Raw genomic sequence first — 25,354 nt, forward strand, 5'->3', positions numbered from 1 at the left:
AGGGGCGCATCCGGTTCACACCGGGTGCGCCCCTTTTCGCGTGCGCGGGGATCGGTGCCGGGCCACCGGGGGCACGTTGGCTCGGGCGGAGTTCGGCGGCTCGGACGGACGTTTTTCGCTGAAACGGTCCTCCCGAGCCGACTATCTCCGACCGAGCAGGCGTGTGTGGGCCGGTCGGGCCCCGCGCGCGTGGGCCGCCGGACCGGGTGGGCCGCCCGGTGATGCGCCGCGGGATGTTCACCGGCCCGACACGACCGGGATAGTGCTCGTTCACAGGCACCCGCGAGGGTGGCCGCGTGGCCACACGTGCGCTCGTACTTGTCCTCTCTGCTGCGGTTGCGGCATCCGCTCTCACCGTCGTTCCGGCGCAGGGGAGTGTGGCCGCGGCGTCTTCGTCAGGCCCGGTGCTGATCAACGAGGTCAGCAACGACCCGGAGGACGGATTCTTCGAGCTGCGCAACTGGGGTACCGCGCCGGTGGATCTGCACGGATGGCGCGTCTACCGCTGCACCGAGGAGGGCCTGCGCAGCAACAGCGGCCACCCGGAGATCACCCTCTCCGGCGTGCTCGCCCCGGGTGAGCTGTACACGGTCGCGCTGGCCGGAGCCGACCTGCAGCGGCCGCAGGCGCGGTTCACCCCGACGCTCGGCCAGACCGGGTTCGGGCTGTTTGTCGAGTCCGGGACCGGCAACCGCGTCGACTCGATCGGCGTCTACCCCACGCAGCCATGGCCGACCCGCAGCGAGTGCACGATCGACGCAAACCTGCCGGCGACGCTCGCCTTCGCCCGAGCCGAGAGCTGGCAGCGCACCGGCGCGACCGGGGACCCGGTCGCGGACTTTATCACCGCAGCGGCAACGCCCGGCGATCAGAACGCGCGCACGCCGGTCGCCGAGCCGCGCGGTGGGGTGCTGATCAGTGAGGTCGCTCCGGCCGGTCCGGCGGGCAAGGCCGACGACTTCGTCGAACTGGTCAACGCCGGCAGCGAGCCGGTTGATCTCGCCGGCTGGCAGCTGTACCGCTGCACCGCGCAAGGCCAGCTGAGTCATGACACGCTGCAGACCGTCCTGCACGGGGTGCTCCGGCCGGGAGACCGGTTCGTCGCCGGTGGGCCCGGCTTCGTCGGCGCGACGGATGCCCGGTACTCGACCAGCCTCGCCGACGGCGGGTTCGGGGTCGCGGTGCACGACGCCGCCGGCGCGCTCGTTGACGAGGTCGCGGTCTCCGCGTACGCCGACAGCGCCTGCCAGAGCGGCCATGACAAACTGCCGGCCATCCTCGACTTCGGCGCCGGCGAGTCCTACCAGCGCGTCGGACCGGGGTTCATCATCGCCGGGCGCACGCCGGGCACCGCGAACGCGACCGAGGACACGGCCCTGTTCCGGCAGCAGCCCGACCCGGGCCGCGCCGTGCAGATCAGCGAACTCGCCACCGACCCGGCCAGCCTGCCGGGCACCCAGCAGAACTTCATCGAACTGCACAACGTCAGCGACCACACCGTGCACCTCGATGGCTGGCGGATCTACCGGTGTGAGTCCAGCGGCATCCGCTCGGCGGACCCGCAGCTGGTCATTCCCGGCGGCACCCGGCTGGCGCCCGGTGCGCGTTTCGTCGCGGCGCGGGAGGGCACGGCGCTCGCCGGGAACGCGGATGCCGCCTACCCGGTCGCCCTGAACTTCCTCGGCGGCGGGGTGTGGGTCGGCGACTCTCGCGGCCGACTGATCGACCGGGTCGGCGTGTTCCAGCAGAACGAGATGGATGCCCCGATCGAGGTGCCGAGTCCGTGCACGAATGGGCTCGCGGCGAGCACGTTCGCGCCGGACCGGCTGGCCGGCGAGAGCTACCAGCGCGTCGCTGCCACCGGCGACGACGCCGACGACTTCACCGTGGCGAAGGCCACCCCCGGTGCCCGCCTCGTCGCGCGGGCCGACGCAGCGCAGGCCGGGGTCGAGCCGGTGCCGCTTGCCGCAGGGCCCACGCGGGCGCGCACCGTGAGCCGTGCGGATGACGCCGCACCGGCGCGACTGGACACCGCTCGCATCCTCGACGCCTGGGCTGGCGCGTCAGACGGATACCTGACCGAACGAGTGGGCGAGGGGGAGCGCAGCCTCTCCGTTGAGGCGCTCTCGGCGCAGGACGACGGCTACCGATTCCCGTACCAGCGCTTCCTGCTGGACGCCGCCAGCCTCGGCGAGGAGCCGCGGGTGGTCTGGACCGGCAGCGTCCCGGGCCGGAGCGAGGCGCAACTCTCCGTCTGGGACTGGCAGGCGAACGCGTGGCGGCTGCTTGACAGTGGTGCCGGAGACATTGGTGGCGGAGATCGTGGTGCCGGAGATGATGGTGCCGGCGACGGCGGCGCGGGCAACCCGGTCACCTTGGACGGCAGGATCGCGGCATCCGATATTCTCCGCGGCATGGTGACCGTGCTGGTTCAGAACGGTCCCCGCACGCGTTCGCCGTTCGCTGCGGCGACTGACGGCCAGTTCGAGCACCCGGACAGCTACGACTTCGCGGTGTCCCATGTCACCGACACCCAGTACCTCACCGAGACCTATCCCGACGTGTACCGGGACCTCGTGGGCTGGATCCTCGAAAACCGGGACGAGCGCAAGATCGAGTTCGTCACGCACACCGGCGACCTGGTGCAGAACTGGGTCGACCCGAACCAGGCGGAACCGCGGGCGCGCCGCGAGTTCGAGCGGGCATCGGCGATCCAGGCGACCCTCGATGCGGCCGGCGTGCCGAACAGCGTGCTGCCAGGCAATCACGACAACATCCGGGGCGTGGACAACGGGTTGTTCAACGAGTTCTTCGGCCCGGCGCGCTATGAGGCCGCCGACTGGTACGGCGGGTCGATCGCGCCGGACGATAACAGCGCCAACTTCAGCACCTTTGAGGCATCCGGGGCGCGGATGCTCATGCTGTCGCTGCCGTACGGCTACGGGGAGCGCGAGCTGAGCTGGGCCGAACAGGTGGTTGCCGCGCATCCCGATCACAACGTGGTCGTGTCAACCCATGAACACGTGACGCCGAAGGATGCGTCGGCAGCGGCCTCCCGGTCGACGAGTTCCCGCTGGCTGTCCCGCGCCGACGAGCTGTGGAACCGGGTGATCGCGCCGCACCGGAACGTGGTGCTGGTGCTCTCCGGGCACTTCCACGGCCTCGGCCAGATTGTCACCGAGAACGCCGGCGGACTGCCCGGGCACACCGTGGTGGAACTGGTCGCCGACTACCAGGAGTTCCGCACCCACGCCGGCGACCGCGCCACCGGGTTCCAGCGGCTGCTCCAGGTCGACCTCGGCTCCGGGCAGGTGGCGGTGAACACGTTCTCGCACCGGCTGGGCGAGACCGCCAGCCACGAGTACGACTACCGGCAGTTTGTTCCGGATGACGGTCGCGCCAGCACCCCGTCGAACGGACGCCCGTGGCAGGTCATCACCGAGGGTCTGCAGCACCGCTACACCGAGCTCGACGACGAGTTCGTGGTGCAGCTGGAGCTGCAGTACGAGAAAGCGGTCACGACCAGCGGGCTGGAGCTGCGCGGGACGGAGCGGCTGAGCGCGCGCGGCTGACCGGGGCGCTGGCGGCGGCCGGGTTGCTCCCGGCCTGGTGCGCGGACGGCTGGCGCCGGCAGCGATCCGCCGCGGCGCGCAGAACGGCAGTGATACGGCCCGGCGCGCCGCTCATTTTCGACGACACGCCGCAGCGACCGGCGGATCACTGACTTTCTGCGCGGGCACCTTCGCACTACGGGCACTCTCGCCGGCGGGGCGCCTCACGCGGCGGGCACCCTCACATGGCGGGCACCCTCACACGGCGGCACCCGCACACGCCGGGCAATCTCGCGCGGCGACACCCGCGACGCCGCGCGGATGCCTGGGGTCAGGTCAGCGGAAGACGGTGTCCAGCACCGGCTCGCCGCGGCTGAGGCGGAGCGCCTCCGCCGGCAGCTCCGCGACCGCGGCCGCACGATGCTCTCGGGCCAGCGTCGTGCCCGGCTGACCGCGGTAGCGCTCGTCCGCGACACCGTCGGTGATGAGCGGCACCTGAAGCAGTCGCCCGGTGCCCTCCGGCACTGTGGTCTCGACGTACACCGTCTCCTCGGTCGCGACACCGCCGACCAGGGTGCGCACGGCGTCCTTGCGGCCCGCGATCGACACCTTGTCGGCCGACTTCTTCGCCACCGGGATCCAGGCGCCCGCGTCATCCACGTGCGCCACCAGCTTGTAGACCATCCCCATCGCGGGCGCGCCGGAACCGGTGACCACCTGCGTGCCCACCCCGTAGGCGTCGACCGGCGAGGCCGCGAGGGCGGCGATGGTGTGCTCGTCGAGGTCGTTGGTGACGGTGATCCTGGTGTTCAGCGCGCCGAGCGAGTCGAGCTGCTTGCGCACGTCCCGCACCACCACCGGCAGGTCGCCGGAGTCGATCCGCACCGCGCCAAGCCCCGGCCCGGCGACACGCACCGCGGTCTCGATGGCGGTGGGGATGTCGAAGGTGTCCACGAGCAGCGTCGTTCCGACGCCCATCGCCGCGATCTGCGCGCGGAAGGCCTCCTCCTCGCTGTCGTGCAGCAGGGTGAAGGAGTGCGCGGCGGTGCCCATCGTGGGCACGCCCCAGGACCGGCCCGCCTCGAGGTTGCTGGTGGACGAGAACCCGGCGATGTACGCGGCCCGTGACGCGGCGACGGCGCTGCGCTCGCCGACCCGGCGGGCACCCATCTCGGCGAGCGGGCGGCCCTCGGCCGCGGACACCATGCGCGAGGCCGCGGTCGCCACCGCGGTGTCGTAGTTGAGGATACTGAGCGCCACCGTCTCGAGCAGCACCGCCTCGGCGAAGGTGCCCTCGATCTCGAGAACCGGGGATCCGGGAAAGTACACCTCGCCCTCGCGGTAGCCGCGGATGCTGCCGCTGAACCGGTAGGACTCCAGATAGTCGAGCGTCTCGGCGTTCACCACGTCGTTGTCGCGCAACCAGGTGAGCTCGGCATCTCCGAACCGGAATTGCTCGATGGCATCCAGCAGGCGTCCGGTCCCGGCGAGCACCCCGTACCGGCGGGCGCCGGGCAGTCGACGGCCGAACACCTCGAACACGCAGCGGCGGTCGTGTCGGCCACTGGCTAGCGCCGCCTCCACCATGGTCAGTTCATAGCGGTCGGTCAGCAGGGCGGTGCTCATAGGGGAAAGCCTATCCGTGGCGGTGCGCCTCCCGGTTTCGGCGCTCACGGGCAGGTCGCCTAGGCTTGGTTGTCGTGACCGACGCGCCCATTGGAGTCTTCGACAGCGGTGTCGGCGGACTGACCGTGGCCCGCGCGATCATCGATCAGCTGCCGAACGAACGCATCCTCTATGTCGGGGACACCGCCCGCTCACCGTATGGGCCGAAGCGGATCGCGGCGGTGCGCGAGTACGCCCTCGAGGTGCTCGATGACATGGTGGCATCCGGGGTGAAAATGCTCGTGATCGCCTGCAACACGGCGTCGGCGGCGATGTTCCGCGACGCGCGCGAGCGGTTCACCGAGGGACACGGCATCCCGGTGCTCGAGGTGATCCAGCCGGCCGTGCGCTCGGCGGTGCGCAAGACCCGCAACAAGCGCATCGGTGTGATCGGCACCCGTGGCACCATCAAGTCCCGCGCCTACGAAGATGCCTTCGTCGCCGACCCCGAGCTGGAAATCTTCACCCAGGCCTGCCCGCGCTTCGTGGAGTTCGTCGAAGCCGGGGTCACCAGCGGCCCCGAACTGTTCCAGGTGGCCGAGGAGTACCTGCATCCGTTGAAGCAGGCCGACATCGACACGCTCGTGCTCGGCTGCACGCACTACCCGCTGATGTCGGCCGCCATCCAGTACGTGATGGGTCGCCACGTGTCGCTGGTGTCAAGCGCCGAGGAAACCGCATACGACGTGTACCGGATGCTGGTGAAGCACTCACTGCTGCGCACCGCGCCGACCCCGCCGGCTCACCTGTTCGAGGCCACCGGCGCCAACAAGCAGGAGTTCCTGCACCTCGCCACCCGATTCCTCGGCCCGGAGGTCACCCGCGTGGAGACCTTCGAGACCGGCACGATTGATCTGCCCACCCAGAGAAAGTGAACGAATGACCCGCACAGACGGCCGGGAGGCCAACCAACTTCGCCCGATCACGATCGAGCGGGGCTGGAGCAAGCAGGCCGAGGGCAGCGCCCTCATCTCGTTCGGCGACACCAAGGTGCTCTGCACCGCGTCGTTCACCAATGGGGTGCCGCGCTGGTTGACCGGCAAGGGCAAGGGCTGGGTCACCGCCGAGTACTCGATGCTGCCGCGCGCCACCAACAGCCGCTCCGACCGTGAATCGGTGAAGGGCAAGATCGGCGGACGCACCCACGAGATCTCCCGCCTGATCGGGCGCAGCCTGCGCGCGGTGATCGACACCAAGGCGCTCGGCGAGAACACCATCGTCATCGACTGCGACGTGCTGCAGGCCGACGGCGGCACCCGGACCGCGGCGATCACCGGCGCCTATGTCGCGCTCGCCGACGCCATCGAGTGGGCGCGGGAGAAGAAGTTCATCGGCCAGAAGGCCACCCCGCTGATCGACAGTGTCGCCGCGGTCAGCGTCGGCATCATCGACGGTGTTCCCATGCTCGATTTGGCATATGTCGAAGACGTGCGTGCCGAGACCGACATGAACGTGGTCGTCACCGGCCGCGGCCTGTTCGTCGAGGTGCAGGGCACCGCGGAAGGCGCCCCGTTCGACCGCCGCGAGCTGGGCGAGCTGCTCGACCTGGGCGTCGCCGGCGGCGAGGAACTCACCCGGCTGCAGCTGGCGGCCCTCGCGGCATCCGTTCCCGCCTGATGAAGATCGTCCTCGCCACCCACAACGCTCACAAGGTGGAGGAGCTGCGGCGCATCCTCGGCCCCGCGCTCGGCGACCACGAACTGATCGGCTATGACGGACCGGAGCCGATCGAGGACGGCGACAGCTTCGAGGCGAACGCGCTGATCAAGGCGCGGGCCGCGGCCGCGCACACCGGGCTGCCGGCGCTCGCCGACGACAGCGGCATTTCGGTGGCCGCGCTCGGTGGGGAGCCGGGCATCCACTCGGCGCGGTACGCCGGTACGCGCAACGATCGGGACAACAACGAACTGCTGTTGGCCAACCTGGCGGATGTCGCGGACCGCTCCGCCGCGTTCGAGTGCGCCGCGGCCTTCGTCGACGGCGCGTTCGAGCATGTAGCGCGGGGGGTCTGGCCGGGCGAGGTGCTGCCCGCGGCATCCGGAACGAACGGATTCGGCTACGACCCGATCTTCCAGCCGGAGGGTCATGACGTGTCGTCGGCCGAACTCGCCCCGGAGGAGAAGAACGCGATCAGCCACCGGGCGCGGGCCTTCGCCGCGATCATGCCGGTGGTGCGGGAGCGTTTGGGCTAGTCGCCGGCCGACCGGTCGGGCGGCACCCGTCGTATTGGCGGTGCGGGGTGTCCGTCCCAGAGGAGACGCGGCACCACGCCGCGGTAGCGAGCCAGTTGGCACGGCGAGTCGCCGCAACTCCTTCGCGACGAACGTAATCGGCGGGATGGGTGCGCGAGACCGCGCCGCCAGGCGCGCATCCGCTCGGTAGCCTTGAGGCGTGAGCCACGACCACCACTCCACCGCGAACCGACGCCGACTGGGCATCGCGCTGGCGATCGTCGTGGTGTTCCTGGTCGTCGAGGTGGTCGGCGCCTGGCTGACCGGGTCGCTCGCGCTGCTGGGAGACGCCGGGCACATGTTCTCGGACGCGCTCGGCCTGGTGGTCGCGCTGATCGCGACGGCGGTCGCCGCCCGGCCGGCCACGGACCGGCAGACCTACGGCTTTCGACGCGCCGAGGTGTTCGGTGCGCTGATCAACGGGGTGATCCTCGCGATCGTGGCCATCGTCGTCGCGATCGAGGGGGTGCGGCGGCTCATCGCCCCGGAGGCGGTGCACGTGCTCGCCGGCCCGATGCTGGCGGTGGCGGTCGCGGGGCTGGCGGCGAACATCGCCGCGTTCCTGGTGCTGCGTGGCGGGCGGCACACATCGATCAACATGCGTGGCGCCTACCTCGAAGTGCTCGGCGACATGATCGGCTCGATTGCCGCGATCTTCGCGGCGGGGGTGATCCTGCTCACCGGGTTCGAGCAGGCTGACGCGCTGGCCTCCCTGGTGATCGCCGCGCTGATCGTGCCGCGGGCCGTCATGCTGCTCCGCGACGTGGTGCACGTGCTCAGCGAGTCGACCCCGCCCGGGATGAGCGTCGCCGAAATCCGGGAGCACCTGCTCGGGGCATCCGGGGTCGTCGACGTGCACGACGTGCACGTGTGGGCGATCACCTCCGGTTCACCGGTGTTCTCCGCCCACGTGGTGGTCGAGCGGGCCGTGTTCGAGACCGGACGCACCGGGGTCATGCTCGACGAGCTGGGCGCCTGCCTGTCCGACCACTTCGACGTGGCGCACTCGACCTTCCAGCTGGAGCCGGCCGAGCACGCCGACCACGAGGAACCGCAGCACCCCTGACCACACCGCGGTCACCGTCCGCGCCGGGGGAGTGACATGCGCCGGGCGCGGCACGTATGATTTCGGTATGCCGAAAACTCAAGGACGTATGGGCCGAAACCTGGTCGCGGCGGTGGTCGCGGCCGGGCTGCTGGGCGCCTGCGCGAGCGGCACAGGCGGCACACGGGCCGCCGAGAACGAGGTGCCACTGGTGCTCACCACTTTCACCGTGATCGCCGACATGGCCAGGCAGGTCGGCGGCGACGCGGTGCGCGTGGATTCGATCACCAAGGTCGGGGCGGAGATTCACGGGTACGAACCGACGCCGTCTGATCTCAGGTCCGCGGCATCCGCTGATTTGATTCTCGACAACGGCCTCGGCCTGGAGCGCTGGTTCGAGGATTTCGTCGCCACCCTCGATGTGCCGCACGTGGTGCTCAGCGACGGTGTCGAGCCGATCAACATCAGCGCGGGCGACTACGAAGGCCTGCCCAACCCGCACGCCTGGATGTCGCCGATCGCCGGGCAGACCTACGTCGACAACATCGTCGACGCGCTGAGCGAGTTAGTTCCGGATGCCGCGGAGCTGTTCCACGCGAACGGTGCCGCCTACAACGCCGAGCTGCAGGCGCTCGCCGACGTGCTCGCCGGCACGGTCGCCGAACTGCCCGCCGACCACCGCGTGCTGGTGAGCTGCGAGGGCGCCTTCAGCTATCTGGCCCGCGACATCGGCCTGACCGAGGCCTACCTGTGGCCGGTGAACAGTGACACGCAGGGCACCCCGCAACAGATCCGCGCCACCATCGAGCTGGTGCGCGACCGCGACGTGCCCGCGGTGTTCTGCGAGACCACCGTAAACGACGCGTCGCAACAGCAGGTGGCGCGTGAGTCCGGCGCCGAGTTCGTCGGTGACCTGTACGTCGACTCGCTGAGCGCCACGGATGGCCCGGTGCCCAGCTACCTCGACCTGCTCCGCTACGACGTCGACCTGATCGCGGAGGGCCTCAATGGCTGACACCAGAACTGTGGCTGACACCGGCGCCGAGACCATCCACGTGACCGGCCTGGCCGTGCGCTACGGCACCGTGCAGGCGCTCAGCGACGTCGACCTGGCGCTGCCGAGCGGCCGGATCATCGGCCTGCTCGGCATGAACGGATCGGGCAAGAGCTCGCTGTTCGGGGCGCTGATGGGCACCGTGAAACCGGCCGCCGGTCGGATCCGGCTGTTCGGCCAGGACCCGAAGAAGGCCAGGGCGCAGGGCCTGGTCACCTACATGCCGCAGTCCGAGAACGTGGACTGGGACTTCCCACTATCGGTGCGGGACGTGGTGATGACCGGCCGGTACGGACGCCTCGGCCTCACCCGCCGCCCGCACCCCGCAGACAAGCAGGCGGTCGCCGCCGCGCTCGAGCGGGTCGGGCTGACCGAGCTGGCCGACCGGCAGATCGGCGAACTGAGCGGCGGGCAGCGCAAGCGAGTGTTCGTGGCCCGCGCCATCGCGCAGGAGGCCCGGCTGCTGCTGCTGGATGAGCCGTTCGCCGGGGTGGACAAGGGATCCGAGGCCACCATCATCGGGCTGCTGCGGGAGTTGCGTGATGAGGGTCGCGGCATCCTGATCTCCACCCATGATCTGGCCGGCGTTCCCGAGCTGTGCGACGAGGTGGTGCTGCTGAAGAATCGGGTGCTGTTCCAGGGGCCGCCCGACGAGGCGCTCAGCCCGGAGAACCTTGCCCTCGTCTTCGGACTGGAGCCGGTCGCATGATCGACTGGATCCTCGGCCCACTGCAGTTCGAGTTCATGACCCGCGCCATGCTGGTCACCCTGGTCGCCGCGGCCACCTGCGCCATCCTCAGCTGCTGGCTGGTGCAGATCGGCTGGTCGCTGATGGGCGACGCGGTGTCGCACGCGGTGCTGCCGGGGGTGGCGATCAGCTATATCCTCGGCTGGCCGTTCGCGGTCGGCGCGTTCGTCTTCGGCGCCGGCGCGGTGGCGCTGATCGGCGGCGTGCGCGCGACCACCAAGATCAAGGCGGATGCCGCGATCGGCGTGGTCTTCACCGCACTGTTCGCGCTGGGCCTGGTGATCATCTCGAAGACACCCAGCCAGACCGACCTCGGCCACATCCTGTTCGGCAACGTGCTCGGCGTCAGTGACCTGGACATCTGGCAGGTGGTGGTGATCGGCGTGATCGCCTGCACCGTGCTGCTGCTGAAACGCCGCGACCTCACCCTGTTCGCGTTCGACCGCGGCCACGCCAACGCCATCGGCATCAACACCCGCTGGCTGTCCGTGCTGCTGCTCGGCCTGCTCGCGCTCACCGTGGTGGTGGCGCTGCAGGCGGTCGGCATCATCCTGGTGGTCGCCATGCTGATCACCCCGGGGGTGACCGCCTACCTGCTGACCAAGAAATTCGACCGGATGCTGCTGCTCAGCGTCATCGTCACCGTGGTTGCCGCGCTGGTGGGCCTGTACGCCAGCTACTACCTTGACGCCTCCACCGGCGGCGCGGTGGTGCTCGCCCAGTCGCTGGCGTTCGGGCTGGCCTACCTGTTCGGGCCGCGCGGGGGAGTCGTCGTGAACTGGGTGCGCCGACGCCGGGAGGTATTCGCATGACCGAGGTGCTCGCATGACAAGGGTGTTTCCATGACCACAGTGATCGAGGACTACGTCAAGACCATCTACTCGCACACCGAGTGGCAGCCCGACCCGATCACCCCGTCGGCGCTCGCCGCACGGCTGGGCCTGGCCGCGTCATCCGTGACCGAGATGGTGAAGAAACTCCGGCAGCAGGGGTTGGTGGCGCACGAGAAGTACGGCGCGATCACCCTGACGGATGCCGGCATGGCCCTCGCGCTCGGGATGGTGCGCAAGCACCGGCTGGTCGAGACCTGGCTGGCGCGCGAGTTCGGCTACGGCTGGGATGAGGTGCACGAGGAGGCGGAGATCCTCGAGCACGCGCTCAGCGACCGGCTGCTCGACGCGATCGATGACAAGCTCGGCCGGCCCGCCTTCGACCCGCACGGCGACCCGATCCCGAGCAGGGACGGCACCATCGAGCGTCCGGACGCCACCTTGCTGGCGGATGTCGCGGAACACCGGGTGGTGCGGGTGGTGCGGGTCAGCGACCGCGACCCTCGCCTGCTGCGGCATCTGGCCGCGGAAGGCCTCACCGTCGGCAGCGAGCTGACCGTGATCGGCCGCACCCCCTTCGGCGGCGCGTTCGCGGTGCGGGTCGCCGGCGACGACACCGAGCACGACCTCGGCGACCAGGCGCTCACCTCAATCTGGGTGGCGCCGGCGGCCTAGCGCCCCGCCTGACGCGGCGAGTGCTCGCGTACCGGGTCGTTTTGCGTCGACGGTTGAGTGAGGTCTGGCAATCGGTGGTTCCCGGGTGCCCGGAAGGACTAAACACCAGACCTCATTCCCGGGGCTCGCTCGGTGGTCGCGCCCAGCCACAACCGAACGCGCCGGTAACGAGCCGCTAGCGCGGGTCGTTCGACGGGTCCTGGTCGAAGTAGGCCGGGTCGAGCGCCACGTCCTCGTCGTTGAGCGGGGCGAGCCCCTCGCGCTGCGCCTTCTTCGCCTTCCGGGCGGACTGCACGTAGTGGAACACGGTCGGGATCAGGGTCAGCACCACCGCGCCGAGCAGGATCACGTCGATGTAGCCGCGCACGAAGTCGGCCACCGGCGGGATGTAGCCGAGCAGGTAGCCGATCAGGGTGAGCCCGGCGCCCCAGATCATCGCGCCGATGAAGTTGTACAGCGTGTACTTCTTGTAGTTCATGTGGCCGACGCCCGCGGCGACCGGCACGAAGGTGCGGAGGATCGGCACGAACCGGGCGAGGATGACCGACAGCCCGCCGAACTTGTGGAAGAACGCGTTGGTGCGCGCCACGTTCTTGCGGCTGAACAGGCCGCTCTCTTTTTGCTCGAACACCTTGGGGCCGAGCTTGTGGCCGATGAAGTACCCGGCCTCACCGCCGAGGAACGCCGCGAACCCGATCGCCAGGCACACCCACCAGATGTCGACGCCGATCCCCGGGTAGAAGGCGAGCAGCCCGGTGATGATCAGCAGCGTGTCGCCCGGCAGCAGGAACCCGACCAGCAGCCCGGTCTCGGCGAACACGATGAGGCAGACGCCGATCAACGCGAAGGCACCGAACCCCGTGACAAGCGTCTCGGGGTCCAGCCACGGAATGAGGGCGGCTGGCACCATCGGCTAAGCCTCCAGGGATAAGGCGGGGAACGACCCCGTCTGCGGAACGAATCATCTTCGTTGCTGCCAGAGTACTAGCGACCGGCGGCCTGCAACCCTCGGGGTTTCCCCCCAATTCGCGCGGCGGCTCGCCCGGCGGCGCCGTTCAGGCTTATTTGCGGGCATCGTGCGCGGGCCCGCTGCGTGCCATACTGCTTCCTGAACGATCGGTCACTAATTCAGCAGTCGTGCATCAGCAGTGTCGAATCAGCAGTGACCGTCGCGACCCCATGAGACAGCGTTGTCAGGAGAAACATGGCGGATGTCGTGAACGACGAGCCCCTGCTCATCGAGCACCGGGCCGACCGGGTGATCGCCACCCTGAACCGTCCCGCGGTGCGCAACGCCATCGACCAGCACACCATCGATGCGCTGCACGCGCTGTGCGTCGAACTCGAGGTCAGTCCGCGCATCCTGATCATCACCGGCGCCGGCGGTGTCTTCGCCTCGGGCGCCGATATCCGGCAACTCCGTGACCGGCGAGCGGATGACGCACGCCGCGGCATCAACGCCACCGCATTCATCCGGGTGCACGAACTGCCGGCCCCGGTGATCGCCGCGATCGACGGCTGGGCGCTCGGCGGCGGCGCCGAACTCGCGTACGCCGCCGACATCCGGATCGCATCGCCGACCCTCAAGATCGGCAACCCGGAGACCGGCCTCGGCATCATCGCCGCCGCCGGCGCGTCCTGGCGGCTGCCGCGGATCGTCGGCGAACCGCTCGCGATCGAGATGCTGCTGACCGGTCGCGTGCTCGACGCCGACGAGGCGCTCGCCGCGGGCCTGGTCACCGCGCTGCACCCAGCCGACACACTGCTCGACGCGGCGCACGCCATCGCCGATCGGATCGCGGCCAACGACCCGCTCGCCACCCGGCTCACCAAGCGGGTGTTCCACGCACCACGGGCCGAGCACCCCGCGATCGACGCCGAGGCGCAGGCGGTGCTGTTCGAAAGCCCGGAGAAGACGCGCCGGATGACCGAGTTTCTCGAGAGGAAGAGCCAGTGACCGGGATGCTGCCGAGCTATGTGTGCGGCCAGTGGTGGGTGCCCAGCGCCGACGCCGATGGCCCAGCCGCAACCGCCGATGGCCCCAGCGCGGCCGACCGCGCGACCACGGTGCGGGACGCGTCGACCGGCGAGCCCATCACCCGAGTGTCGACCGAGGGCCTCGACCTGGCCGCCGCGCTCGACTACGGCCGAACCGTCGGGCAGCGAAGCCTCGGCGCGCTCACCTTCCACCAGCGCGCGCTGCTGCTGAAGCGGTTCGCGCTCGCGCTGACCGACCGCAAGGCCGAGCTGTACGAGGCCTCCGCTCGCACCGGCGCCACCGCCGCCGATTCCTGGGTCGACATCGACGGCGGCATCGGCGTGCTGTTCAGCTACTCGTCGAAGGGCCGTCGCGAGCTGCCCAACGCGCAGGTCTACGTCGACGGCCCGGTCGAGCAGCTGTCGAAGGATGGCTCGTTCCTCGGCCGGCACCTGTACAGCCGACTGCCGGGCATCGCCGTGCAGATCAACGCGTTCAACTTCCCGGTGTGGGGGAGCCTGGAGAAGTTCGCGCCGGCGTTCCTCGCCGGCATGCCCACCTTGGTAAAACCGGCGACCCCCACCGGCTTCGTGGCCGAGGCGATGGTGCGGGTGCTGGTCGAGTCCGGGTTGCTGCCGGACGGTTCGCTGCAACTGGTGTCGGGCAGCGTCCCGACCCTGTTCGACCACCTGCGGCTCGGCGACCTGGTGGCCTTCACCGGGTCGGCGTCGACCGCGCTGCAGCTGCGCCGCCATCAGGCGGTGCAGAGCGGAGGGGTGCGCTTCACCGTGGAGACCGACTCGCTGAACGCGTCCGTGCTGGGCCCGGACGCCGCGCCGGGAACCCCCGAGTTCGACGCCTACGTGCGACAGCTGGTCACCGAAATGACCGCGAAGGCCGGGCAGAAGTGCACCGCGATCCGCCGGGCGGTGGTGCCGGCGGCATCCGTCGACGCGGTGATCGACGCGGTCGCGACCCGCATCGCCGAGAAGGTGGTGCTCGGCGACCCGCGCGCCGAGGGCGTGACCATGGGGCCGCTGGCGTCGACCGCGCAGCGCGACGAGGTGCTGCGCCAGGTCGCCACCCTGCAGGCCGCGGGCGGCGAAGTCGTGGTCGGCTCCACCGAGCAGCCGGAGGTGCTCCGAGCCGACGGCAGCCGCGGTCCGGCGCCGGAGGGAGCGTTCGTCTCGCCGTTGCTGTTGCGATTCACGGATGTCGCGGCCGACGCCCTGCACCAGGTGGAGGCGTTCGGCCCGGTGGCGAGCATCGTCGGCTACGACTCCCTCGACCAGGCCGGCGACCTGGTCTCCCGCGGCGGCGGGTCACTCGTCACCAGCGTCGCCACCCACGACCCGGACGTCGCCAGACAGTTGCTCACGGCGATCGGCGCGTTCAACGGGCGGCTGCTGTTCCTCAACCGTGACGACGCCCGCAGCTCCACCGGGCACGGGTCGCCGCAACCGCAGCTGGTGCACGGCGGGCCGGGTCGGGCCGGCGGCGGTGAGGAGCTAGGCGGCATCCGCGCGGTGTTGCACCACATGCAGCGCACCGCCGTGCAGGGCACCCCCGACCTGCTCACCGCGCTCACCGGGGTGTGGCACGCGGGCGCGACCGTCGAGTCCGGCGGGGTGCACCCGTTCCGCAAGAGCCTCGCCGAGCTGCGGCTCGGTGACCAGGTGCTGTCCCCGTACCGGGAGGTGACGCTCGAGGACATCGAAACGTTCGCCGCGTTCACCGGCGACCGGTTCTACGCGCACATGGATGAGGAGGCGGCCGCGGCCAACCCGTTCTTCCCCGGCCGGGTGGCGCACGGCTACCTGCTGATCTCCTGGGCCGCCGGGCTGTTCGTGGAGCCGGCGCCGGGGCCGGTGCTCGCCAACTATGGGCTCGAGGACCTGCGCTTCGTCACCCCGGTGTCACCCGGTGACAGCATCCGGGTGCAGCTGACGGCGAAGCAGATCACCCCGCGCGAGACCGACGATTACGGCGAGGTGCGCTGGGATGCCCGGCTGACGAACCAGCGCGACGAGGTGGTGGCGCAGTACGACGTGCTCACCCTGGTGGCGAAGAAGGCTACCCCTTCCGCCGGCTAGCTGCCGGTGCTGCGCAGTCCGTCCAGCGCGACCGCGATGACGTCGTCGGCGAGCCGGTCGGCGTCGTCCGGTCCGCTCGGCCTGTACCACTCGACGATCGAGTTGATCATTCCGAACAGCAGCCGCTCGGCAACCCGGGCGTCGATATCGGTGCGCACGGCACCCTCGGCGCGGGCCTCCTCGAGCAGCGCGATCACCGCGCGGTCAAACTCGCGACGACGGCGCAGCGCATCCCGCTCGACGGCGGTGTTTCCGCGTACCCGCAGCAGCAGCGTCACGTTCGGCAGCCACTGCACGAGCACGTGCACCGCCCGGCGCAGCACGTGTTCCAGGCGCGCGGCGGCGTCGCCTTCCCGCGCCTGCGGCTCGTCGAGCACCGACTCGAGCGCCCGCAGCGCCTGGTCGAGTGCCCGCTCGAGGATCGTCTCCTTCGAGGCGAAGTGGTGGTAGATCGCCGACTTCGACAGCCGTAACCGATCGGCGAGCGTGCCCATCGAGGTGGCGTCATAGCCGTACTCGTTGAACGCATCGACGGCGATCGTGAGAATGCCGTCCTGGTCGTATCCGGGGCGCCCCCGCCGAGCGGTCGGATCTGCAGGCAGCGCGGTCTCAGTCATGGTGATTCTCGGGCATCGCGGATCAGTCTGTCACGGGCGGGAGGGTGCGGTTGGTGCTGATGCTGCGGCCGCGCACCTCGGCGACGACGTCACCGGTTTCATCGACCACGGTCACGTCGTAGAGCCCGATGCGGCCGCTCAGCACGCGCCGCACCGCGGTGGCGGTGAGCGTCTGACCGGAGCGGGTGGACTTGAGGAAGGTGATGTCCGCGCCCGAGGACACGGTCAGGTTGTCGGTCTCGTTGCAGGCGATCGCGAAGGCGGTGTCGGCGAGCGCGAACACGAGGCCGCCGTGCGTGATGTGGAACCCATTGGTCATGTCGTCGCGCACCCGCATCGATACGACCGCGACACCCGGCTCGTCCCGCTCGACCACCATGCCGAGCGCGGCGGAGGCCCGGTCACGCTGCATCATCGCGCGGGTCGGCGAACTGCTGGCATCCGACATGCCCCCACTATATACTGACTGAACGGTCGGTTTCTAATTACGTAATGGGAACCGCGCACCGCACGGAATCGCAGGAGTCGACGATGACCACGCCCGCAGACCTCACCGCCGTGACGGCGGCGGCCTCAGTCGAGCCGCCGTCGCCCGAGCAGGAACAGTTCGACGCCCTGATCGCGGCGGATTCCCGGATCGAACCGCGCGACTGGATGCCGGACGACTACCGGCGCACCCTGATCCGGCAGATGTCGCAGCACGCGCACTCCGAGATCATCGGCATGCAGCCGGAGGCGAACTGGATCACCCGCGCGCCGAGCCTCAAACGCAAGGCCATCCTGATGGCGAAGGTGCAAGACGAGGCAGGGCACGGGTTGTACCTGTACTCCGCGACGCAGACCCTGGGCATCACCCGCGACGAGATGACCGAGCAGTTGATCAGCGGCAAGGCCCGCTACTCGTCGATCTTCAACTACCCGACGCCCACCTGGGCCGACATGGGCGCCATCGGCTGGCTGGTCGACGGCGCCGCCATCTGCAACCAGGTGCCACTCTGCCGCTGCTCATTCGGCCCGTACGGCCGGGCGATGGTGCGGATCTGCAAGGAGGAGTCGTTCCATCAGCGGCAGGGTTTCGAGATCCTGCTGGAGATGATGCACGGCACCGAGGCGCAGCAGCGGATGGCGCAGGATGCCGTCAACCGCTGGTACTGGCCGTCGCTGATGATGTTCGGCCCGCCCGATGACGACTCGCCGAACTCGGCCCGGTCGATGGCGTGGAACATCAAACGGTTCTCCAACGACGCGCTGCGGCAGCGCTTCGTGTCGATGCTGGTGCCGCAGGCCGAGGTGCTCGGGGTGACGCTGCCCGACCCGAAGCTGCGATTCAACGACGAGACCGGACTGTACGAGATGAGCGAGATCGACTGGGACGAGTTCCACGAGGTGCTCGCCGGCCGTGGCCCGTGCAACGCGCAGCGCCTCGCCCGCCGTCGGGCCGCGCACGAGGACGGCGCCTGGGTGCGGGAGGCCGCCGCCGCATACGCCCGCAAGCAGGCGGCCGCCGCGGGGGAGGTGGCCTGATGCCCACACCGGGCGACTCGGCCGCCGAGGTGTGGCCGCTCTGGGAGGTCTTCATCCGCGCCAACCGGGGACTCAGCCACGTGCACGTCGGGTCGCTGCACGCGCCGGACGCCGCCATGGCCGTGCGCAACGCCCGCGACCTGTACACCCGCCGCGGCGAAGGCGTGTCGATCTGGGTGGTGCCGGCCGCGATGGTCACCACGAGCGACCCCGACGCGAAGGGCGCATTCTTCGAGTCATCCGCCGGCAAGAACTACCGGCATGCCTCGTATTACACGAAGTCGGAGGGGGTGAAGCACCTGTGACCACCGAACCCGCTCCCGACACTGTCACCGCTGCCGACCCGCACGGCGACGTGGCCGTGGACCGGCGCGAACTGTCCGCCGAGCTCATTGGGGCAGCCGGGGACGCCACCACCGCGGCACCGGATGTCGCGGAGTACGCGCTCTGGCTCGGCGACGACTCGCTGATCCTCGCCCAGCAGCTCGGTCGCTGGATCTCCTACGCGCCGGAACTGGAAGAAGACGTGGCGCTGGGCAACATCGCCCTGGACCTGCTGGGGCATGCCCGGTCGCTGCTGCACTACGCCGGCTCGGCATCCGGCCGCAGCGAAGACGACCTGGCTTACTGGCGCGGGGAATCGGAGTTCCGATCGGCCTGGTTGTTCGAGCAGCCGAACGGCGACTTCGCGCACACCATCGTGCGACAGCTGATCGCCGCGCACTACCTGTTCGAGCTGTACTCGCGGTTGACGGCATCCGCCGATCGCACCGTCGCGGCGATCGCGGCCAAGGCGGTGAAAGAGGTGGACTACCACCGCGACCATGCCGATCAGTGGCTGCTGCGGCTCGCGCTCGGCACCGACGAATCGCGGGCGAGGGTCACGGTGGCGCTTGCCGATCTGTGGCCGTACGTCGATGAGCTGTTCCATGACGAGCCGTTGATAGATCGGATCCCGGATGTCGCGGTGCAACCGTCGGCGCTCCGCTGGGGGTTCGATCAGGCTGTGCTGCCCGTGCTCGCTGAGGCCGAGCTGGAGCAGCCGCGCGGGTTCAGCTCCAGCGGCGGCGGGCGCCGGGGCGTGCATAGCGAGTACCTCGGCCCGATCCTCGCCGAGATGCAGGTGCTCGCCAGAGAGCACCCGGGGGCGAGCTGGTGACCGAGATGACCACGACACGCGACATCCGTTCAGCAGGCGAGATCGGTACTGCCAGTGAGATCGGCAGCGCCCGCGACATCCGCACCGCCTGGGATCTCGCAGCGAGCGTTGTCGACCCGGAGATTCCGGTGCTCACCATCGAGGACCTCGGCGTGCTGCGCGCGGTTGAGGAGGTGGACGGGCGCGTGCGGGTCACCCTCACCCCCACGTACAGTGGGTGCCCGGCGATGGACGCCATCCGCGACGACGTGGTGGGCATCCTGCGCGCCGGCGGTTTCCTCGACGTCGAGGTGCGCCTGGTGCTCGCGCCGGCCTGGACCACCGACTGGATGAGCGAGGTCGGCAAGCAGAAGCTGCGTGAGTACGGCATCGCCGCGCCATCCGGCCACGCCGCAGCACTAGGCCGATCGGCCAGACCGGCCGGACCGGTGCGGGTGGCGCTCGCGGTGAAATGCCCGCACTGCAACTCGCTGCACACCAGCGAGCTCGCCCGGTTCGGCTCCACATCGTGCAAGGCACTGTACGAGTGCCTCGACTGCCTGGAACCGTTCGACTACTTCAAGGTGCTGTGATGGTGCTCACCCGCAAGCGGGCGCGCTTCCACACGCTGCGGGTGGCCGAGGTGCGCCCGCTCACCGCCGACAGTGTCGAGGTCACCTTCGCGGTGCCCGAGGAACTGCACGGCGAGTACGACTACCTGCCGGGCCAGTATGTGGCGCTGCGCAAACAACTCGAGGGCCACGAACTGCGCCGCAGCTACTCGCTCTGCCGACTGCCCACCGCCGGCAGCATGAGCGTGGCGATCAAACGCGACGTCGGCGGACTGTTCTCCAGCTGGGCCAACACCGAGCTGGCCGCCGGCGATGAGATCGACGTGATGAGCCCGCAGGGCACCTTCACCATCGACGACCAGAACCTCGACCACCGGCACATCGTCGGCATTGCCGCCGGCTCGGGCATCACCCCGCTGATGTCCCTCGCGCACACCGTGCTGGCGGCATCCGACACCGCCCTGTTCTCGCTGCTCTACACCAACCGCTCCACCGTCGATGTGATGTTCCTTGAGGAGCTCGCCGAGCTGAAAGACCGCTACCCGGCCCGGCTGGCGCTGCACCACGTGCTGTCCCGGGAACAGCGCACAGCGCCGCTGCTGTCCGGGCGCATCGACGAGCCGAAGCTGCGGCGCATCCTGACCTCGCTGATCCCGCCAGCCACCGTCGACGAGTGGTACCTCTGCGGTCCGTTTGACCTAGTGCAGCTCTGCCGGGACACCCTCGAGGAGTTCGGGGTGGACCGCCATCGGGTGCACTTCGAGCTGTTCACCACCGGGGAAGCGCCGCGCGCCGAGATCGGTGGCGTGCCGCCGGTGCGCCATGCCGGCGAGCAGCTGGTGCGCATCGACTTCACTCTCGACGGCCAATCCGCCACCGTGCACTCGCCGGTGGATGCGCACGAGTCGATCCTCACCGCCGCGCTGCGGGTGCGTCCGGACGTGCCGTTCGCCTGCACCGGCGGGGTCTGCGGAACCTGCCGGGCCCGGTTGATCGAGGGGTCGGTGCGGATGACCGAGAACTACGCCCTCGAACCCGAGGAACTGGAGCGCGGCTACGTGCTCACCTGCCAGTCGCACCCCACCACGCCAGCGGTCGTCGTCGACTACGACGGCTGAGCGCACGAGAGAGGAACGAGGGATTCCATGATCGAGCTATCCATCGAGAACAACGTCGCCGAGATCGTGCTCAACGCGCCAGAGAAGCTGAACGCTCTCGATGAGGGGGCGCTGCGGGAACTCGACTCCGCATACCGGGAGGCCGAGACTGCGCGGGTGCGGGCGCTGCTGCTGCGTGGTGAGGGCCGTGCCTTCTGCGCCGGCCGCGACATCGCCCACGTCAATCCCGCCGACGACGACGTGCTTGGCTACCTCGACGTGATCGTGATGCCCTTGCTGAAGCGCATCAGTACCTTTCCAGCGCCGACCTTCGCGGTGGCGCACGGCGCCTGTCTTGGCGCCGGCCTCGGCCTGCTGATCGCCACGGATGTCGTGTACGTGGCTGAGACCGCGAAAATCGGGTCACCGTTCGCGAAGCTGGGCGCCACGCTCGACTCCGGCGGGCACGCCCTGTTCTACGAACGTCTCGGCGCCCATCGCACGCTCGACCTGATCTACACCGGGCGACTGATGAGCGGGGCCGAGGCGGTGACGGCCGGGCTGTTCTCGCGGGTGTTCCCCGACGACGAGGTGCTGGAGGCCACCCGCGCTGTGGCCCGAACTGCCGCGACCGGGCCGACGCAGGCGTTCATCGCGAGCAAGGCGATGGTGCGCGGGCTGCGGGACACCCGGCTCGGGCTCTGGCAGTCGCTGTCCGAGGAGAACCGGGCGCAGGCGGCACTGTGCGACAGCCCGGACTATCACGAGGGCTTTGCCGCGTTCCAGCAGAAGCGCGAGCCGCACTTCACCGGCAAGCTGCTGGGGCCCTGAGCCGCTGGGCTGGTTGAGCTCAGCGGCTCAGCAGCAGCCGCTCTGGCCGCTCGATCTGCGCCTTCACCGCGGACAGGAATCCGGCCGCGTAGCCGCCGTCGCACACCCGGTGGTCGAACACCAGCGCGAGTTGGGTGATGCGCCGCACCCGCACCTTGCCCTTCACCACCCACGGTTTCTCGATCATGCGGCCGACCCCGAGCAGGGCGACCTCTGGGTGGTTGATGATCGCCGCTGAGCCGTCCACGTCAAATGCGCCGTAGTTGTTCAGCGTGAAGGTGGAGCCGGTCAGCTCGGACGGCTGCGCGCTGCCCTCCCTGGCGCGGCTACCGAGACGCTGCAGTTCGGCGTCCAGCTCCCGCAGTGTGGCACGGTCGGCGTTGCGGATCACCGGAACCATCAGCCCGCGCGGGGTGTCGGTGGCGATGCCGAGGTTCACGCCGGCGAACCGGGTGAGGTGGCTGCCGTCCTCGCTCAGCCGCCCGGCCAGCACCGGGTACTCCTCGAGCGCCAGCAGGGTGAACTTGGCGAGGAACGCGGTCAGCGACATCCGTTCGCCGTCCTGCAGTAGCCGCGCGCGGAGTTTCCATAGCCGGGTGGCGTCGACGTCGACCCACACAGTTGCCTCGGGGATCTCACGACGACTGCGGCTGAGCTTCTGTGACACCGCCAGCCGGAATATGCTGAGCGGTTCGTCGGAGACCACGTCGAGACCGGTCCGCTCGTCCGTCCCGCCCGCGCTGACGGCACCACCCGCGCTGACCGCACCACTGGCACCGGCGGGCACGCCGCGAGACGCCAGCACATCAGCGCGGGTGATCACGCCGCCCGCGCCGGTCGGTCGTACCCGGTGCAGGTCGATGCCCTCGCTCAGGGCGAGCTTGCGCACGATCGGCGAGATCACCGGCGCCGGGCTGCCATGCTCGAGCGCGGTGGGCTGGGCGGATGCCGCGTGCCCGACCGGCTCGGAAGTCACGGGCTCGGCCGGCGAAGCAGCGCGCTGCGCGGAGCCCAGCGGGGTTCGCTTGCGCCGCTTCGCGGTGCCGCCGGCGGTGCCGTACCCGATCAGCACGTTGCCGGAGCCGGCCTGTTCCTCCTGCCGATAGGTCTCGTGGGCGGCCGAGGTGGCGGCATCCGGAGGCGTCGGGGGTTCGGCCGCGCTCGCCGCGGGCTCCGAAACGCCGTCGTCGACCTCGAGCAGGGGAGCGCCCACGGTGAGCGTCTCACCCTCGCTGCCGTGTACGGCAACCACCGTTCCGCTGAACGGCGTCGGCACCTCCACGACGCTCTTTGCGGTTTCGACCTCGGCGATCGGCTGGTCGGTGGCGACCGTATCGCCGACCGCCACCAGCCAGGTGACCAGGGCGGCCTCGGTCAGGCCCTCGCCCAGGTCGGGCAATCGGAAGGTGTGCGCGGTCATCCGGCACTCCCCGCGTTGTCAGACGCACCGTCGTCCCACGCCTGGTCATCCCACTGCAGCGAGTCGATCGCGTCGAGCACCCGATCCAGGTCGGGCAGGAAGTAGTGCTCCAGCTTGGGCGGGGGATACGGGATGTCGAACCCGGTGACCCGGCGCACCGGCGCCTCGAGGTAGTGGAAGCAGCGTTCCGAGATTCGGGCGGCGATTTCGGATGCCACGGACGCGAACCCGGGCGCCTCGGCGATCACCACCGCACGCCCGGTGGACCGGACCGCCGCCATCACCGTCTCATCGTCGAACGGCACGATGCTGCGCAGGTCGACCACCTGCACGCTGCGGCCGGATTCCGCGGCGACCTCGGCCGCGTCCAGCGCGAGCGGCACCGACGGGCCGTAACTGACCAGGGTGACGTCGGTGCCCTGCCGCACGACGCGAGCTTCGCCGAGTCGCGGCACCGGCAGGCTTGTGTCGAGGTCGCCCTTCGACCAGTACAGCTTCTTCGGCTCGAGGAAGATCACCGGGTCGGGCGACTGGATCGCGGCGCGCAGCAGGCTGTAGGCATCCTGCGGGTTCGACGGCGCCACCACCAACAGGCCGGGGGTGTGCGCGTAGTACGCCTCCGACGAGTCGGAGTGATGTTCGACCCCGCCGATGCCGCCGCCGTAGGGGATGCGGATGACCATCGGCAGGCGCAGCACGCCGCGGGTGCGGTTGCCCATCTTGGCGACGTGGCTGGCGATCTGGTCGAACGCCGGGTAGGCGAAGGCGTCGAACTGCATCTCGACCACAGGCCGCAGGCCGTTCATCGCCATGCCGATCGCGGTGCCGACGATGCCGGATTCGGCCAGCGGCGTGTCGAAGCAGCGGCTCTCGCCGAACCGGGTGGCCAGTCCGTCGGTGATCCGGAAGACCCCACCGAGTCGGCCGACATCCTCCCCGAAGACGAGCACCCGGTCGTCGGCGGCGAGAGCGTCGGCGAGGGCCCGGTTCAGCGCCTGGGCGACGGTGACCGTCTCGAGCGTGTGCTGCGCCGAGTCGAGGGTGGGTGCGGGTTGTTCAGTCATGGTGGCCCTCCAGCTCTCGGGCTAGGTCGCGCTCCAGAACGCGACTCTGTTCGAGCAGCTGCGGCGTCGGTTCGGAGTAGACGTGCGCGAACAGATCGAGCGGGTTCGGGATGTCGTCCAGGTTCGCCGATTCACGCAGTTGATCCGCGATGTGCTCGGCGCCCGCGGTGATGTCGGCCTCGGTCTGCTCGTCGAGGATCCCCTGCGCGGTCAGGTACTGCCGCAGCCGATCCACCGGGTCGCGGGCCACCCACTCGGCGACTTCGGCGCTGTCACGGTAGCGAGTGTCGTCGTCGGCATTGGTGTGCGCCTCCACTCGGTAGGTGAGGGCTTCGACCAGCGAGGGGCCGTCGCCCGACCTAGCTCTGCTCACTGAGTGGCTCAGCACGGCGTACACCGCGGCGAAGTCGTTGCCGTCGACCTGTTCGCTGGGGATGCCGTAGCCGATGCCCTTGTACGCGAGGCCGGGCGCCGCAGTCTGCCGGGCGATCGGCACCGAGATGGCGTAGCCATTGTTCTGCACGAAGAACACCACCGGCACCTTGAATACCGCGGCGAAGTTGAGGGCTTCATGGAAGTCGCCCTCGCTGGTGGCGCCGTCACCGCACATCGCTAGAACGACAGTGTCTTCGCCGCGGTGTTTCGCCGCGTACGCAAAGCCCACCGCGTGCAACAGCTGGGTGGCCAGCGGTGTGGACTGGGTGGCGACGCGTTCGGCGCGCGAGTCATACCCCGAGTGCCAGTTGCCGTGCAACAGCCCGATGGTTTCGGCGGTCGACACTCCCTTCACTGCGATCGCGACCACGTCGCGGTAAGTGGGGAACAGCCAATCCTCGTACCCCAGCACCATGCCGGCCGCGACCTGGCTGGCCTCCTGCCCGCGTGAGGACGGGTACACGGCCAGCCTGCCCTGGCGCACCAGCGCACCGCACACGTCATTCAACCGGCGGCCGAACACGAGGTTGCGGTACCCCTCGCGGAGCACGTCGGCGGGCGGCACGGCATAGTCAGGATCCGGATGCGGCGCACCGGAAACGTCTATCAGTTGGACCGGCGTCGGCCTCGGAAGCAGCGTTGCTTCGACACTCGTCACTGTGGTACCCCCGATCTGAGTGTTTGGACTGATTATTCGCCCGGCTGAGGGCGTCCGTACCGGTGAGATGGGCAATCTGCGAAGAATGGCTCGGTAAGGGGGCCTGTGCGGGACAAGTGGTGAGATGT

Annotated in this window: 24 protein-coding genes; 17 read left to right on the top strand and 7 right to left on the bottom strand. The window is 69.7% G+C overall.

The window, feature by feature from the left end; all coding sequences use genetic code 11:
• Positions 1-296: 296 nt before the first annotated feature.
• Positions 297-3,572, top strand: a complete 3,276-nt coding sequence (locus HCT51_RS02925; RefSeq protein ID WP_166870202.1) for a lamin tail domain-containing protein — start codon at positions 297-299, stop codon at positions 3,570-3,572.
• 315 nt (positions 3,573-3,887) lie between these two features.
• Here the strand turns inward: HCT51_RS02925 and HCT51_RS02930 are convergent, their stop codons facing one another.
• Positions 3,888-5,177: a nicotinate phosphoribosyltransferase gene (locus tag HCT51_RS02930; protein ID WP_166870204.1), complete on the bottom strand. Its 1,290-nt coding sequence runs from the start codon at positions 5,175-5,177 to the stop codon at positions 3,888-3,890.
• 74 nt (positions 5,178-5,251) lie between these two features.
• On the opposite strand from HCT51_RS02930, the gene murI reads away from it, so the two are divergent.
• The 8 genes from murI to HCT51_RS02970 all read left to right on the top strand — a co-directional run bounded on the left by murI (position 5,252) and on the right by HCT51_RS02970 (position 11,799).
• Entirely contained in the window at positions 5,252-6,091 is an 840-nt protein-coding gene (gene murI, locus HCT51_RS02935; RefSeq protein WP_166870205.1) for a glutamate racemase, read from the top strand.
• Positions 6,092-6,095: 4 nt separating this feature from the next.
• Entirely contained in the window at positions 6,096-6,833 is a 738-nt protein-coding gene (rph, locus tag HCT51_RS02940) for a ribonuclease PH (protein ID WP_166870207.1), read from the top strand.
• Positions 6,833-7,408, top strand: coding sequence for an RdgB/HAM1 family non-canonical purine NTP pyrophosphatase (gene rdgB / locus HCT51_RS02945; RefSeq protein ID WP_191413740.1), 576 nt, complete (start codon positions 6,833-6,835; stop codon positions 7,406-7,408). The genes rph and rdgB overlap by 1 nt, the downstream gene beginning before the upstream one ends.
• 199 nt (positions 7,409-7,607) lie before the next feature.
• Positions 7,608-8,513, top strand: a complete 906-nt coding sequence (locus HCT51_RS02950; RefSeq protein WP_166870209.1) for a cation diffusion facilitator family transporter — start codon at positions 7,608-7,610, stop codon at positions 8,511-8,513.
• A 67-nt stretch (positions 8,514-8,580) separates the two neighbouring features.
• Entirely contained in the window at positions 8,581-9,507 is a 927-nt protein-coding gene (locus tag HCT51_RS02955) for a metal ABC transporter substrate-binding protein (protein WP_224760636.1), read from the top strand.
• On the top strand, positions 9,500-10,255 hold the full coding sequence (locus tag HCT51_RS02960; RefSeq protein ID WP_166870211.1) for a metal ABC transporter ATP-binding protein: 756 nt from the start codon (positions 9,500-9,502) through the stop codon (positions 10,253-10,255). Before HCT51_RS02955 ends, HCT51_RS02960 begins: the two co-directional genes overlap by 8 nt.
• On the top strand, positions 10,252-11,106 hold the full coding sequence (locus HCT51_RS02965; RefSeq protein WP_166870213.1) for a metal ABC transporter permease: 855 nt from the start codon (positions 10,252-10,254) through the stop codon (positions 11,104-11,106). Before HCT51_RS02960 ends, HCT51_RS02965 begins: the two co-directional genes overlap by 4 nt.
• A 30-nt stretch (positions 11,107-11,136) precedes the next feature.
• Entirely contained in the window at positions 11,137-11,799 is a 663-nt protein-coding gene (locus tag HCT51_RS02970; protein ID WP_166870215.1) for a metal-dependent transcriptional regulator, read from the top strand.
• Between the two features lie 175 nt (positions 11,800-11,974).
• On the opposite strand, the gene HCT51_RS02975 is transcribed toward HCT51_RS02970, so the two are convergent.
• Positions 11,975-12,709, bottom strand: coding sequence for a DedA family protein (locus tag HCT51_RS02975; protein WP_166870217.1), 735 nt, complete (start codon positions 12,707-12,709; stop codon positions 11,975-11,977).
• A 294-nt stretch (positions 12,710-13,003) separates the two neighbouring features.
• Between HCT51_RS02975 and HCT51_RS02980 the strand changes: the two genes are divergently transcribed.
• Both HCT51_RS02980 and paaZ read left to right on the top strand, forming a co-directional pair.
• Complete coding sequence (locus HCT51_RS02980) at positions 13,004-13,756, top strand: enoyl-CoA hydratase/isomerase family protein (protein WP_166870219.1); 753 nt, start codon at positions 13,004-13,006, stop codon at positions 13,754-13,756.
• Between the two features lie 5 nt (positions 13,757-13,761).
• The gene (paaZ, locus tag HCT51_RS02985) at positions 13,762-15,870 is read left to right on the top strand and encodes a phenylacetic acid degradation bifunctional protein PaaZ (protein WP_166871274.1); all 2,109 of its coding nucleotides are present in this window, start codon (positions 13,762-13,764) and stop codon (positions 15,868-15,870) included.
• Here paaZ and HCT51_RS02990 read toward each other — a convergent pair.
• Positions 15,867-16,487: a TetR/AcrR family transcriptional regulator gene (locus HCT51_RS02990; RefSeq protein WP_191413743.1), complete on the bottom strand. Its 621-nt coding sequence runs from the start codon at positions 16,485-16,487 to the stop codon at positions 15,867-15,869. The genes paaZ and HCT51_RS02990 overlap by 4 nt on opposite strands.
• A gap of 22 nt (positions 16,488-16,509) precedes the next feature.
• Positions 16,510-16,935 (bottom strand): hydroxyphenylacetyl-CoA thioesterase PaaI, encoded by a 426-nt coding sequence (gene paaI, locus HCT51_RS02995; RefSeq protein ID WP_166870221.1) that lies wholly within the window; start codon positions 16,933-16,935, stop codon positions 16,510-16,512.
• A gap of 83 nt (positions 16,936-17,018) precedes the next feature.
• On the opposite strand from paaI, the gene paaA reads away from it, so the two are divergent.
• Genes paaA through HCT51_RS03025 form a run of 6 tightly spaced genes read left to right on the top strand, consistent with a single transcriptional unit; the run spans position 17,019 to position 21,649 of the window.
• Complete coding sequence (gene paaA / locus HCT51_RS03000; protein ID WP_166870223.1) at positions 17,019-18,011, top strand: 1,2-phenylacetyl-CoA epoxidase subunit PaaA; 993 nt, start codon at positions 17,019-17,021, stop codon at positions 18,009-18,011.
• On the top strand, positions 18,011-18,316 hold the full coding sequence (gene paaB / locus HCT51_RS03005) for a 1,2-phenylacetyl-CoA epoxidase subunit PaaB (RefSeq protein WP_166870225.1): 306 nt from the start codon (positions 18,011-18,013) through the stop codon (positions 18,314-18,316). Before paaA ends, paaB begins: the two co-directional genes overlap by 1 nt.
• Positions 18,313-19,170, top strand: a complete 858-nt coding sequence (gene paaC / locus HCT51_RS03010; protein ID WP_166870227.1) for a 1,2-phenylacetyl-CoA epoxidase subunit PaaC — start codon at positions 18,313-18,315, stop codon at positions 19,168-19,170. Before paaB ends, paaC begins: the two co-directional genes overlap by 4 nt.
• Positions 19,171-19,175: 5 nt before the next feature.
• A complete protein-coding gene (gene paaD, locus HCT51_RS03015; protein WP_166870229.1) occupies positions 19,176-19,742 on the top strand; it encodes a 1,2-phenylacetyl-CoA epoxidase subunit PaaD in 567 nt (188 codons plus the stop codon).
• Complete coding sequence (gene paaE, locus HCT51_RS03020; protein WP_166871278.1) at positions 19,742-20,839, top strand: 1,2-phenylacetyl-CoA epoxidase subunit PaaE; 1,098 nt, start codon at positions 19,742-19,744, stop codon at positions 20,837-20,839. The genes paaD and paaE overlap by 1 nt, the downstream gene beginning before the upstream one ends.
• 27 nt (positions 20,840-20,866) lie before the next feature.
• Positions 20,867-21,649 carry an enoyl-CoA hydratase/isomerase family protein gene (locus tag HCT51_RS03025; protein WP_166870231.1) on the top strand — a complete coding sequence of 261 codons (783 nt, stop codon included), beginning with the start codon at positions 20,867-20,869 and terminating at the stop codon, positions 21,647-21,649.
• Positions 21,650-21,668: 19 nt separating this feature from the next.
• Here the strand turns inward: HCT51_RS03025 and HCT51_RS03030 are convergent, their stop codons facing one another.
• The 3 genes from HCT51_RS03030 to HCT51_RS03040 are packed head-to-tail and all read right to left on the bottom strand — an operon-like array spanning position 21,669 to position 25,226.
• Positions 21,669-23,069, bottom strand: coding sequence for a dihydrolipoamide acetyltransferase family protein (locus tag HCT51_RS03030; RefSeq protein WP_166870233.1), 1,401 nt, complete (start codon positions 23,067-23,069; stop codon positions 21,669-21,671).
• Positions 23,066-24,133 (bottom strand): alpha-ketoacid dehydrogenase subunit beta, encoded by a 1,068-nt coding sequence (locus HCT51_RS03035; RefSeq protein ID WP_166870235.1) that lies wholly within the window; start codon positions 24,131-24,133, stop codon positions 23,066-23,068. Before HCT51_RS03035 ends, HCT51_RS03030 begins: the two co-directional genes overlap by 4 nt.
• Positions 24,126-25,226, bottom strand: a complete 1,101-nt coding sequence (locus tag HCT51_RS03040) for a thiamine pyrophosphate-dependent enzyme (RefSeq protein ID WP_224760637.1) — start codon at positions 25,224-25,226, stop codon at positions 24,126-24,128. The genes HCT51_RS03035 and HCT51_RS03040 overlap by 8 nt, the downstream gene beginning before the upstream one ends.
• Positions 25,227-25,354: the final 128 nt, after the last annotated feature.

The organism is Salinibacterium sp. ZJ450, assembly GCF_011751885.2.
GTDB lineage: Bacteria > Actinomycetota > Actinomycetes > Actinomycetales > Microbacteriaceae > Ruicaihuangia.